Annotated in this window: 14 protein-coding genes; all 14 read right to left on the minus strand. The window is 30.8% G+C overall.

Features of this window, described 5'->3' with window-relative positions:
• Positions 1-30: 30 nt before the first annotated feature.
• The 14 genes from BR82_RS14920 to BR82_RS0100650 all read right to left on the minus strand — a co-directional run bounded on the left by BR82_RS14920 (position 31) and on the right by BR82_RS0100650 (position 13,449).
• Complete coding sequence (locus tag BR82_RS14920) at positions 31-426, minus strand: Spx/MgsR family RNA polymerase-binding regulatory protein (protein WP_084300631.1); 396 nt, start codon at positions 424-426, stop codon at positions 31-33.
• A gap of 61 nt (positions 427-487) precedes the next feature.
• Complete coding sequence (gene noc, locus BR82_RS0100590; protein WP_027088549.1) at positions 488-1,258, minus strand: nucleoid occlusion protein; 771 nt, start codon at positions 1,256-1,258, stop codon at positions 488-490.
• Positions 1,259-1,266: 8 nt separating this feature from the next.
• Positions 1,267-1,968 carry a 16S rRNA (guanine(527)-N(7))-methyltransferase RsmG gene (rsmG, locus tag BR82_RS0100595; RefSeq protein WP_027088550.1) on the minus strand — a complete coding sequence of 234 codons (702 nt, stop codon included), beginning with the start codon at positions 1,966-1,968 and terminating at the stop codon, positions 1,267-1,269.
• Between the two features lie 3 nt (positions 1,969-1,971).
• Positions 1,972-3,834: a tRNA uridine-5-carboxymethylaminomethyl(34) synthesis enzyme MnmG gene (mnmG, locus tag BR82_RS0100600; RefSeq protein ID WP_027088551.1), complete on the minus strand. Its 1,863-nt coding sequence runs from the start codon at positions 3,832-3,834 to the stop codon at positions 1,972-1,974.
• Between the two features lie 183 nt (positions 3,835-4,017).
• Positions 4,018-4,491 carry a hypothetical protein gene (locus tag BR82_RS17395; protein ID WP_051592708.1) on the minus strand — a complete coding sequence of 158 codons (474 nt, stop codon included), beginning with the start codon at positions 4,489-4,491 and terminating at the stop codon, positions 4,018-4,020.
• A gap of 165 nt (positions 4,492-4,656) precedes the next feature.
• A complete protein-coding gene (locus tag BR82_RS0100610) occupies positions 4,657-5,586 on the minus strand; it encodes a G5 domain-containing protein (protein ID WP_027088552.1) in 930 nt (309 codons plus the stop codon).
• Between the two features lie 11 nt (positions 5,587-5,597).
• The gene (locus BR82_RS0100615) at positions 5,598-6,356 is read right to left on the minus strand and encodes a TatD family hydrolase (RefSeq protein ID WP_027088553.1); all 759 of its coding nucleotides are present in this window, start codon (positions 6,354-6,356) and stop codon (positions 5,598-5,600) included.
• A gap of 296 nt (positions 6,357-6,652) precedes the next feature.
• Complete coding sequence (locus BR82_RS0100620) at positions 6,653-7,336, minus strand: N-acetylmannosamine-6-phosphate 2-epimerase (RefSeq protein ID WP_027088554.1); 684 nt, start codon at positions 7,334-7,336, stop codon at positions 6,653-6,655.
• Between the two features lie 290 nt (positions 7,337-7,626).
• Positions 7,627-8,076: a hypothetical protein gene (locus BR82_RS0100625; protein ID WP_027088555.1), complete on the minus strand. Its 450-nt coding sequence runs from the start codon at positions 8,074-8,076 to the stop codon at positions 7,627-7,629.
• A 295-nt stretch (positions 8,077-8,371) separates the two neighbouring features.
• Positions 8,372-9,133 carry an ABC transporter ATP-binding protein gene (locus tag BR82_RS0100630; RefSeq protein ID WP_027088556.1) on the minus strand — a complete coding sequence of 254 codons (762 nt, stop codon included), beginning with the start codon at positions 9,131-9,133 and terminating at the stop codon, positions 8,372-8,374.
• On the minus strand, positions 9,123-10,106 hold the full coding sequence (locus BR82_RS0100635; protein ID WP_027088557.1) for a FecCD family ABC transporter permease: 984 nt from the start codon (positions 10,104-10,106) through the stop codon (positions 9,123-9,125). The genes BR82_RS0100630 and BR82_RS0100635 overlap by 11 nt, the downstream gene beginning before the upstream one ends.
• On the minus strand, positions 10,093-10,983 hold the full coding sequence (gene isdE, locus BR82_RS0100640; protein WP_027088558.1) for a heme ABC transporter substrate-binding protein IsdE: 891 nt from the start codon (positions 10,981-10,983) through the stop codon (positions 10,093-10,095). The genes BR82_RS0100635 and isdE overlap by 14 nt, the downstream gene beginning before the upstream one ends.
• Positions 10,961-11,869, minus strand: coding sequence for a heme-binding Shp domain-containing protein (locus tag BR82_RS0100645; protein ID WP_027088559.1), 909 nt, complete (start codon positions 11,867-11,869; stop codon positions 10,961-10,963). Before BR82_RS0100645 ends, isdE begins: the two co-directional genes overlap by 23 nt.
• Positions 11,860-13,449 carry an NEAT domain-containing protein gene (locus tag BR82_RS0100650; protein WP_027088560.1) on the minus strand — a complete coding sequence of 530 codons (1,590 nt, stop codon included), beginning with the start codon at positions 13,447-13,449 and terminating at the stop codon, positions 11,860-11,862. Before BR82_RS0100650 ends, BR82_RS0100645 begins: the two co-directional genes overlap by 10 nt.
• Positions 13,450-13,544 lie beyond the last annotated feature (95 nt).

Here is a 13,544-nt window from a genome sequence, read left to right on the forward strand (position 1 = left end):
CTTGCACGAAAATCTTGCGATTTCGTACAATCAAACTAATGCGTCCTTTGCATCGCATGTGCGAATATATGATATTCTCCATGCAAAGCACGCATTAGTTTCACACCTATTATATCCAACTAAAAAATGATGTTCATCCAATACGATCGGTCTCTTTAATACTGAAGGATTAGTTTTGATAAAATCAATTAAATCATTCATTTTCATGCTATTAAGATCCAGCTTAGTTCCTTTAATAATTTTACTATTTTTAGAAATAATATCATCTGTACCATTTTCACATCTTTCTAATATTTCTCTTATTTCAAAAACATGTAAATCTGATGAAAAGATATTTTTTTCAATAAAACTTAAATTATGCTCTTTTAACCATTTAATAACATTACGTCCTGAGCGGCTGCCTGGAGCTGTATATACTCTTATCATAATTTCCTCACTTTAAAATAAGGACTATAATTAGTCCTTGATATTTTGAGTATTTATTTAATTATTTCTTTACCCGTAATGTTATGATATATTCATCATCATCTTCTTCAGTTTCACTGATGACTTCAATTCCTGATTTTTGGATCAGTTCTGTTGCTTGATTAATTGTATTAATAGCTATTTTAAAGTTTTGTGAAACTGCCTTAAGCGGACCTTTTTTTGTTTTGATTTTATTTTTTGGTGGTTTGTTAACTAATAACTCAGTTTGTTTAACATTTAATGATTTCTTTATTACTTCTTGTAATACACTATGCTGTTTTTCTTCATCTAAAGAAAGCATTGCTCGGGCATGACGTTCAGTAATTTGTTTTGTTTTTAGTGCTTCTTTGACATCATCTGATAACTTTAATAGTCTTAATTTATTAGCAATCGTTGATTGCTTTTTACCTATCTTGTTTGCCAGCTCTGTTTGATTCATATTGTATGTATCAATTAAAGTTTTATAAGCTCTTGCTTCTTCAATTGGAGAAAGATTTTCACGTTGGATATTTTCAATTATTGCATATGTATCGACTTGTTTATCATCTATATCTTTAATGATGCAGGGTACGGTTTTTAAGCCAGCTAATTTACATGCTCGAAAACGTCGTTCACCAGCTATTATTTGATAATTTCGATTATATTTACGGACAATAATAGGTTGAATCAAACCATTTTCCTTAATTGAAGCAGCTAATTCTTCGATTTTTTCATCATCAAATACTTTACGAGGCTGGTTTTCATTTGCCTCTATTTTATTTATATCAATTTGTTTATATACCTTCTCTAACATATTCTCTCCTATAATGGTTGTTTTTTTATTTTAGCGAACATCCGCGGAAATTTATTAGGTGTTGATTTTACTTTCTTTATAATTATATTACTACGATGATCATTATTAGTTAGTGTAAAATCAATAATTTCTTCTACACTGCCACCTAACATATCAATTCCTCTTTTCGCTTCTTGTAACTCTTCATCTGCCTTAAGTCCTTTTAACGCTAAAAAATATCCTCCTACTTTGACTAACGGTAAACATAATTCATCTAAAATATTCAATCTTGCTACTGCTCTAGCCATTACGATATCACATTTTTCCCGATTATCTTTAGCATAATCTTCAGCTCTAACACTGATTGCTTTACAATCAGTTAATGCTAATTCTTTAAATAAATGATTTAAAAATGTAATTCTTTTCGTTAACGAATCAACGATCGTGATTTTTAAATCAGGATAAATGATTTTTAAAGGAATACTTGGAAATCCAGCTCCAGCCCCAACATCAACAATACTTTGATTATTAAATTTAAAATCAAAAGCAATTGTTACTGAATCATAAAAATGTTTTAAATAAACACCCTCTTCATCAGTTATTGCTGTTAAATTCATTTTTTCATTCCAATCTACTAATATCTTATAATATGATTCAAATTGTTTGATCTGCTTATTATTTAGAACAATTCCTTTATTTTCCAATAATTTTATAAAATCCTCTTTAGACATATTTTATTCCTCATTATATTTTTGTTTTAAGTATATCAATAAAACTGAAATATCAGCAGGATTTATTCCCGAAATTCTTGATGCCTGTCCAATCGTTAAAGGACGAATCATACTTAATTTCTGCTTAGCCTCTAACGCTAAATTGCTTATATCTTCATAATTAATATCATCAGGAATTCTCTTTTCTTCCATTTTCTTTTGTTTAGCTGCTTGACGCATAGCCTTATCAATATATCCTTTATATTTAATTAAAATCGTAACCCTTTTTGTTTGCTCTTCACTTAATTTTGGACCTTCAACAAACGGTAAAATTTTCTGATAATCAAGTTCAGGACGTTTAATCAGCTCTTTAGCACTGATTCCTTCTGTCAATCTTGTTGAACCTAACTGTTCTAAAACTTCGTTGATTGGATGTTTTGGTGTAAACCGAATCGTATCAAGGCGATCGATTTCATCAAAAATACCTTTCATTTTATCTAAATATTCTTGATATACTTCATTATTAACTAAACCTACATCGTGTCCATACTTCATCAAACGCTGATCAGCATTATCATGCCGGATCAATAGACGATATTCAGCACGACTTGTTAACATTCGATATGGTTCCTCAGTTCCCTTAGTAACTAGATCATCGATCATTACCCCAATATAAGCTTCATCTCGTTTTAAAATTAAAGGCTGCTTATGCTGATTCTTTAATGTTGCATTAATTCCAGCAATCAATCCCTGTCCTGCAGCTTCTTCATAACCACTTGTACCGTTAATTTGACCAGCAGTATATAAATTCTTAATTATTTTTGTTTCCAGTGATGGCCATAATTGTAAAGGATCGATTGCATCATATTCTATTGCATATGCATATTTTAAAATTTTACAGTTTTCTAACCCTGGTATAGTTCTAATCATTTCTTCTTGAACGTCATGAGGCAATGAAGTTGAAAATCCTTGAACATAAATTGTATTCATTTCTTTAGACTCTGGTTCTAAAAATATTTGATGTTGTGGTTTATCTGAAAATTTAACAACTTTATCTTCAATTGAAGGACAGTAGCGTGGCCCTACACCACTGACATAACCCCCATACATACTTGAACGATGTAGATTATCATTTATTATCTGATGTGTTTTTTCATTAGTATATGTTAAATAACATGGTAACTGCTTCTCAATAGGAATAAATTCTTTAGTCTGATAACTAAAAGCTAATTTTGCATCCGTTCCTGGTTGTAAACTCGTTTTTGAATAATCAACGCTATTGATTTCTACTCGTGGTGGTGTTCCTGTTTTTAAACGCTGAATTCGAAAACCTAATTCTTTTAATCGGGTTGATAAAAATTTAGATTCTTTTTGCTGATCAGGACCACTAGCATGTTTTTGATCACCACATAATATTTCAGCTCTTAAATATGTTCCTGTTGTAAGAATAACTATTTTACCAGCAATTTTTGACCCATCCGCTAAAATAACACCTTTTACATAATCATTTTCAACAATTAAATCTTCAACCATAGCTTCTAAAATATCTAAATTTTTCTGTTGTTTTAATACCTCTTGCATATATCGAGGATAAGCCTGTTTATCTGCCTGAGCTCTTAATGACTGTACCCCCGGTCCTTTTGCAGTATTTAACATTTTCATTTGTAAATATGTTTTATCGGCACTTTTACCCATTTGACCACCCAAGGCATCTATTTCACGGACAATTATGCCCTTGGCTGGCCCACCGATCGAAGTATTACAAGGAAGGCTTCCCACATTATTAAAATTAGATGTCACTAATAATGTTTTTTGATTCATTCTAGCTGGTGCTAATGCTGCCTCAATTCCAGCATGTCCGCCTCCTACCACTATAATATCATACATTTATATTCCCTCCTTAATCGTTATCTATTGTACTACAAATTTTACCTTTTTTAAACAATTATCAACTTAGATTAGTAAATCATAAAATTATCTAATAACTATTATTCCCCTTCATAAAAATATTTAAATCAATTTCTTTTCACAAAAAAAGAAGAAATAAACTCATTTCTTCTTTTTATTAGATTACTCTTCTTCTATTACTTTTTCATCTATGTTATCGATAGTTTCTTCTGCTGTTACTTTTTCGTCTACGTTATCGATATTTTCTTCTGCTGTTACTTTTTCGTCTACGTTATCAATATTTTCTTCTACTATCAATTTATCATCGTTTATTTCCATTGCTTGCTCGTTATCTTCAATTATTTCATTTTCAATAATTTCTTCTTTTATTTGCTTAGGACTTAATAAATTTATTACTTTTCCAAAGAATAAAAAAGAAAATGCATAAAATAAATAACTAACCGAGTTACCAATAAAATATGAAATAATATCAGTCAAATCGACACTCCAAGAAACACTTCCCTGTAAAACCAAAGAATTAATATAATCATACGAGTTCTTCATAGTAAACAATGCATATATCAATAAAAGTATAGCTAACAAATAACATATTAAAGTAAATACCGGTTTATAAAACCAATTTTTTATTTTTTCCATTTAATCAATATCCTTTCTTTAATAACTAATATCATAATCAAAAATTATCGAATAATCATGTGATAATTTATGAATTCTATGGTTACCCATAAAAAAGTAAATAAAAGCAGCGTTTTTCAACTCTGCCTTTATCAAAAACTTATATTCATTTAAATAATTAGATCTTTACTTCCAAAAATTCTTTCCACTACCAACTGAAATGATTTTAAATTGCGTATCACTTGAAGTTCCACCTGTAAAATACTTACCAGCTTCTGTTCCATTAAAGATATCGATTTTATTACCCTTGATGGCACCACCGCGATCAACAACTATCCCATATGCAGTTGATTCAATACTTAAATTATGATTAGAGATTTCAATAATCGTTCCAAAAGGTATAGAAGGATCAGCTGCTAAACAATAATACGAACGCCCATTATAAGTTAGTTTCGGACTATTAGAACCTTGTACCCCAGTAATCGGACTTAATTTAATTCCTGTTGATGAAGTACCATTTCCACCTGCACAGTCACCACCATATGTTGTTAATCTGCCTGTAAAATATGCTCCAGGCTGAACTGTACCTGTTTCGATTATTGTATCAGTTGCCGGTACAATAACCGTACTTCCAATTAGTTCTTTACCAACTTCTTTACCATTTTGATAAGTTACACGGTACGTATTTTTTACTTGTCCTTCTTGCCCTTGTTGTGTAACTTTAGTAGTAAACAGCTCTAATCCATTTGTATTTACAGTATTTGATTTAATCGAATCTATTTCATCTACATTTGCTTCATTAATTCTTGTAATTTGAACTAAATCTCCATTATTTAATACATAACTCATATCATAATTTAATGAATCTTGGGGATTCAAAGAAATTTTTAAATCTTCAAGGACTGTTGACACTGTTGCTTGTCTAACTAGATAATCCTTTTGTGCTTCATTACCATCTTGAACTTTTACATCAATAGTTTCAACATAGTTGTCAATTTGGTTTGTTGCTCCAGCGTTTAAAGTTGTTGCAACAATTCCAATATAGGCAATCATCACTACCAAGATTCCTTTCATTCTAGGATCTGTTTTAATAATAGCCTCTTTAATTTTTTTCATTAATTTTCCTCCTATTTAATACCAAAAATTTTTTTGGCATTAAACGTTGTCATACTTGCAACGTTTTCTATCTCCATGTTCTTTAGCTTAGCTATTTCCTGGGCAATATACACAACATTTGCAGGCTCATTTAACTTACCCCTAAATGGATGAGGCGTTAAATAAGGACAGTCAGTTTCAATTAATAAATTCTCTATGCTAATATTCGCTGCCACATCTTTTGGAACTCTGGCATTCTTAAATGTCACTGGACCCGCTAGAGAGATATAAAATCCAAGTTCTATAAATCTTTCCGCCATTTCTACAGAACCACTATAACAATGCATTATTCCATGATGTCCATTTCGTTTTAACACTTCGTAAGTATCTTCATAAGCATCTCGACAATGAATAATCACCGGCTTATGATGTTTTTTAGCTAGATCCATTTGCCACTGAAAAACTTTCATCTGTTGTTCTTTAGTAACAGTATCCCAATAATAATCTAGACCAATTTCACCAAGTGCTACTACGCAAGGTTCTTCTAAGTACTTATCGATTATGTCTATTTGTTTTTTTGTTGTGTTTAAGCAATCGTTTGGCCCAATGCCAACTGCTGCATATATAAATTCATACTGTTTAGCTAGTTCGATTGCAATTTGAGACGACTTTAAATCGTAGCCTACAACAACCATATTATCAACGTTGTTATCTAAGGCATTTTGAATAAACATATCGTGATTTTCATATAAATCGTCACTGTTTAAATGACAATGAGTATCAAAGTACATAAATTTCACCTCTGCTGTATATTAACAAAATCAAATACATTTGTCAAATATCTAAATGCATTTTTAACTTTGGATGATAAAATAATATGTAAATATCGATATTTTTTTATCAATGTATTCTTTTTAATACATTTTTTTACATACAAATTTAGACAAAAGATAAATTTATTAAAATAAAGATAGAACTTTTGTAAAGAAAAGAAGAAAATCATTAAAATGATTTCACATACAAATCTTTGACAAAATAATTATTTTTATACTAATTTAAATAAATAAAAAGGAGCAAACACTCCTTTCTATAATTTCTTCTCAATTTCATCAACAAAAGATTTCGTAATGACCTGTGGTCTTGTTATTATTGATCCAACCACCACACTATAACATCCTAACTCTAGAGCACGTCTAGCTTTTAAAGGCGTATTTAAGTTTCCTTCACCAATAACTGGATGTTTAACTTCTTTAATAATTTCTCTCATAATTTCAAAATCATTTGCTTCGATTTTATCCCCTTTACTTTGAGGGGTATAACCAACTAAAGTTGTTCCTATAAAATCAAAACCAATTGCATCAGCATGAATAGCTTCTGCTACCGTAGAGCAATCAGCCATAAACATTTGCTGAGGATATTTATTTTTTACTTTCTCAAAAAATTCATCGATCGATTCATTATTCAAACGCTTAGAAAAAGTAGCGTCCATAGCAATGATATCTACTCCTTCTTTTACTAGATCATCAACTTCTTTCATCGTTGGCGTAATATAAACTGAAGTTCCTGGATAATCTTTTTTTATAATCCCTATAATTGGTAAATCTACTACTTTTTTAATTTCATGAATATCACTAATACTATTAGCTCTAATTCCTTTAGCACCACCCATTTTAGCAGCTAATGCCATTCTTGACATAATAAAAGATGAATGCAATGGTTCATTTTCTAAAGCTTGGCAAGAAACGATTAAACTATCTTTGATTTCTTTCATATTTCCTCCTAATTTCTATTATCACTTTAATAATTATAATCTATAAACAATATCTCTACTACCATAAAGTTCTTAAATTTTTTCTTTCCCATAAACCCTTTTATCTTTATTAGTATTATTGAAAAAATATTTTATATCATCAAGGTCAATAGCTTTTTGTTATTATCCTTAAGAATTGTTCATCACTGCTAATCATATCATGTTTATATTTAACTATAATAATGTTTTTGATATCCCTATTATTTCCATCCTCTATATAAAATCTCTAATTACTTAAACTAATAATATATTTAAATTCTATGATATCCCTTATATAAAAGTCCTGCAAAGACTGCACAAAGTGTTGCCCCAACAAACATTATAATCAAATAAATTATCTCTCCAGCACTTACAATCAACATACTATAACTAATAGCCAATATTGAAATTAGCATACCTATTATACCACCTAAAGTTAATGCCCCAAAGCCTCTTAGAAGTCTTTTTTGAGGCAAGATCCTATCCAATCGGCAAATACGTTCAGTTATTAATTCGACAATTCCTACTAACATAAATATAGCAGGAATAACGGATATAAGCACGATTTTTGTTATTATTTCATCCAGCATGAAATTCGGCTTTTTCACAAAACAAAGAGTTAAACCAATAAAGTAACTGATCCATCCGATATTCCCAGGAATATCATAAACAATCCATTTAATGTTAGTAATCGTTGTTTCATATAAATTATTATCGATCATAAAAAGCATCCCTCATTTCTTTATATTTTATTGTACGAAATCGCACCTACGGTACTCTTTCGTACAATAGGTGTGAAACTAACGTTTTCTTGCACGAAAATCTTGCGATTTCGTACAATCAAACTAATGCGTCCTTTGCATCGCATGTGCGAATATATGATATTCTCCATGCAAAGCACGCATTAGTTTCACACCTATTATATCATGGTAAATACTAAATCATTTATTAAGTTTTATTTTTTATATAGAAAAAGGCACTTATTTATAGCGCCTATCCTATAAAAATATCATATAGTTACTGGTAATTTAGAACGATTTTTTGTCCGTTATGATCAATAACTGTCAAATCATAGTCATATAATGATTTTAATGATTCTGATGTGATCATCTTATTGGGATCTCCCTGAAATATTATTTTACCGTTTTTCATAGCAACGATTTCATCACTATAATTAATGGCTTGATTAATATCATGATGAACCATAATTATTGTCATTTGATATTTAGTATTAATTTCTTTTATTAAATTTAGAATTTCGATCTGATACTTAACATCTAAATATGTAGTTGGTTCATCTAGTAATAATATTGGTGTTTTTTGTGCTAAAGCCATCGCAATCCAAACACGCTGCTGTTGACCTCCAGAAAGTTTAGCGAGAAGGCGATTTTCGTATTTTTTTAGATTTGTTGTTTCTAAAGCCCAATCTATCATTTGATAATCTTTTTCATTTAAACTTTGATGATAATTTAGATATGGCAGGCGGCCATAACCAACAATTGTTTTGACATCTAAATCTCCATAAATTTGATTCTTTTGATGGACAACAGCTACTTTTTTAGCAAAATCTTTTATTTTATAATCCCATATATTTTTATTATCTAATAATATTGTTCCACTTTTCACTTTGTAAATCCGACTCAACAACATTAATAAAGTTGATTTACCACTACCATTAGGGCCAATAATTGAAGTGATTTTATTTTTAGGAAAACTAATCGATAAATCTTCGATAAACGCATTGTTTTGATAACTAAATTTAATATTTTTAACTTCCATCAATATCAATACTCCGTTTCAATAAAATAATAAATAACGGTCCCCCAACTATTGCCATAATTATCGCTGATGAAATTTCATACGGTGCCATAATTACCCTTCCTAAGGTATCTGCTGCAAGTAAAATAATTGCACCCATTAATAAACAAACAGGAATTAAATGTTTATGTTCATTTCCTACCAATAAACGTGAAATATGAGGAACTAATAAACCAATAAAACCAATTACCCCAACTATTGCAACACTAATACTGCATAATAATACCGCAATTAGCGATAATCCAAAACGATATAGATCAACATTGATTCCTAATGACATTAAGGTTCTATCTTCGAGACCTAACAAATTACAAGCCTTTGTCATAAATAAAGTTATTACAATTACCGGTACTAAATATATCAATAATACGCGAACATCATTCCATGTGTAAAGTGAAATAGTTCCCATGGCACCACTTGTTATGGAAGCCGTTGAACTTTGTGCTAAAGTAACTAATGCACTAATTGTATAATTGATAGCAACACCAATCAAAATAATTCGTGTTGTCTTAAATCCAGCTTTCCATGATAAACTGTATATTATCGCAAATGTTATAAGTCCCCCAAAGAATGATAATAGTGGAATTACAGCATATAACTGTGGCAAAAATATACCAGCTAGAATGCTTACTAAACTTGCGCCATTAGAAATGCCAATTATCCCAGGATCTGCAAGGGGATTTTTTAAAACCACCTGAAACAACAAACCTGATAAAGCTAACGCACCACCAACTAGCATTGCAATAATGATTCGCGGAAAACGAATGCTATAAATACTAGCAACATTTTCATTATATTCAACAAATAGACCTTTAAATAATTCTAGAAATGATACTTGAATACTGCCAACATTTATGGCAACAAAAAAACATAAAAACAAAATAACGATCAAGATAATCATAAATAATTTAGGATGTTTTTTAATTAGTTCCATACAAAATTCCTTCTAACATTTCTAAACCTTTTTGGTAATTAAAATTTGCACTCATCCCAAAATAATTATTATCTAAATCATAAACTTTATTATTTTGAACAGCACTAAATTTACTCCAAATATCATTTTCTTGAAACTCTTTTTTAAAACTTTCCATCACCTGCTCAGGCATTGCATGACTAGTTCTTAAAATAATATCCGGGTTTTGTTGCAGCATATCTTCAGCATTGACATTAATAAAATCTTGTCCATCACCATCACCATAAATATTTGTAGCTCCGGCTAATCTAACTAAATCACCGACATAACTAGATTCCGTTGCAACAACATAACTTCCTCCTGGAAGTCCCATTAAAATCAATACTCGAGGACTTACATTATTTGAATATTTTTCTCTAAATGAAACCATGTAATCAACAAATTCATTTACTATTTTTTCAGCATTTTTTTCTTTATCTAAAAGCTTTCCTAATTCTTCAATACTTTTAAACATTCCTGATAAGTTTTTTAAATTTAAAAAAGAAGAACTAATACCAATTTTTTCATATTTAGCTGCTAAATCACCTTCCAAAGAATTAGGACTTAAAATCAAGTCTGGTTTTAATGTTGATAAAATCTCAACATCTGGTGTCATCGCTGTACCTAACTCAGTTGCGTTCTGATACTTTTCAGGTACACTATATGCTTCAGTAGTTGGAATTCCAACTACCTGACTAGCAGGAACCTCTAATTTTTCAAGAATTTCCGTAACAGCTACTGATGTCGCTGCAATCGTTAATTCTTCACTTTTACTACTTGAACCACTTTGATCAACACAACCTGTCAACACAGCTGCAATTATAGCTATCAGAAGACTACTTTTTAATTTTTTTAACATAATAAAAACCTCCTCCAGCTATTATTATTAAAACAATGATGATACCACCAATAATTAAAGCTAAACTACTATTAGATTCATTACTTTCACTGCTACTTGCATTCTTTAAATTTTCTACCGTCAGCTCTTTCTTATTATCAACTTTACCATTTTCATCAATTATATAATTAGAAAGACCAGAAACATTTTCTAATAAAGTTTCCTTAGTTACTGTCCCTACTGTTGTTACTGGAGCAGTTCCTGGTATTTCTTCTACTGGCGTATCTGGAGCAGTATTATTTTGACTGCTATTTGAATTTGTATTTTGATTAGAACTTGTACCAGAATCTCTATTAGCTACACTGCCATCTTGCGTATTTGTATTAGCTGGGATCATTTGACTAGTATACACACCAGTTCCTGGGGTAGCTGAGGCTGGATTAAGTTCAATAAAAAATTGAACATCCCGCCCCATTGGGTCAACATACATAATTGGACTTATATATACATTTAAAGAACTTATCTGAATCCGATAATGATCGACCGTATCACCATTAGCACTACTGCTCCCTGTTTTAGTAGCTGTAACATCACTAAATGTACCACTGCTGTTCATGATTTTAAATCTTACATTTGACACATTTGAAGCCAATCCAAGACCAATCGTTATATAATATTTTCCACCTGTTTGTTCTAATAACAAATTACTTTCAACGATACTAGAAACCATGCTATCACCTAATGCTATATTGGTTCCACCATCTTCGGTTTTACCAGTTAGAGGATTAACATAAGACGTGGAGCGTCCAATTAAGTACGCTCCATCGTCCAAGGCAAAAGCTGGTTGAGGAATAATTACCATTGTAAAAATGGTAACTAATACCAAAACTAGTTTTTTTATTTGCATAATCTTTTTCTAATTATATATCCAGCAATGGCAAGTGACGAAACTAATAATCCTCCAATTAATTCCACATTTGCATTATCACCAGTCTTTACTACTGCATCGTTACCATTTGTTTCTGATGTTGGTGTATTATTACTAGTTGATCCATTTGTTTCTGGTGCTTTTGGGGCATCAGTTTGATCAGAAACATATTTTAATGTTGAATAATCAACTTTCATTCTTGCAGCAATATCAGCATTCCCCATAATTTCAACATGAGGATTAACAACTACATCAAAATATTCTTCTTCACTTGGTAATTCAAATGACCACAAGATTGGATTACCAGCAGCATCTTTAGCTTCTATTTTAGCAGGATTTGATTTATAATCGCCATTAATAGACCCAATATACAATTCCTGTAAACCAGCTTTGATCGTACCTAAAGTCATTTCTTTAGTTGTGATATACATTGTAGCTGCACCATTTTTTACAACTACTGTTGCTTCTTTATCTAACGCACTAGCTGCCATTGATGCTTGATCTCTATCTGCATTCCACAAAGCAACATCAACTGTGTAAGTTCCATCTTTAGCAAATTTACTTGATTCAACAGGACTAACTAATGTTGGATTTTCTAAATCTAAAGATATTCTTGCTTCAGCTCCGCGATTACTTCCACCATAATAGAATTTTACGTTTGTTAATTTTGTATTTCTAGCTAATGTAAATTGTAACTCACTAACATTTCCATCACTATCATGTCCTGTAATATCAGCTTCTTTATAAGTTCCATCAGCTTGTTCAACTTCCATTTTATCAATGTAAGCAGTTTGACCATATACACTAACAGCCCCCATTTGTAATGTTACTAAGATAGTACCATTTTTTGAAGTCACAACAGCACTTTTAACAGCTTGTGCAGCCATTGATTGTTCATCACTGTTAATTTTTAATACATCACTAGCAACAGTATAAGTACCATCAGCTAAAGTATATTCAGGTTCTTCTGGCTCTGGTTCTGGAGTAACATCTGTAATGTTCTCAACATCTAATGATAATGTAACTTCTGTTGGATAGCTAGAACCACTACCCATTAAATAATCCATAAAATCTACAGTAAGTGTAATGACTTGTTTAGCATCAGCATCTAAATTTAAAGGTAGTGTAATAACATTTGGTACTTCTGTATTTGTATCAACAGGAGCTAATGTAATATTATACCCATCATTATCTTTTCCAGGTTCAGATGATAATTCTTGCTTAGTTGAAATAATTGTTGCTCCTTCAACTGTTTTGATATTTGCATGGAATTTTGACATTCCCCATGTACTCATATCTACGATCATATGTTGTAAAGTGATAGTGGCAACTTGATTTCCTTCATCATCCACTGTAACAACGATACTGTCACCAAAAGCCTTAGCAAAAGCATCTTGTACAGGTTGTAATGGTGCTTTACTAACTAAACTTTTCACTGGTACTTCATATGTACCTGGTTGTGATAAATCTACTTTAGCAGCATTAACATTGCTTAATGTTGCCACTTGAATTCCAAATGCCATCATTAATGCAAGTACTGCTTTAAATATTTTTTTCATCATTTTCCTCCCTTTATTTTTTGTTAGAACTATCTAACTATATTTTTAAAAAAATTAAACATCTGGTTAGGTAATGCTAACTTACATTGATCATT

Source organism: Thomasclavelia saccharogumia DSM 17460 (assembly GCF_000686665.1).
Taxonomy (GTDB): Bacteria; Bacillota_I; Bacilli_A; order Erysipelotrichales; family Coprobacillaceae; genus Thomasclavelia; species Thomasclavelia saccharogumia.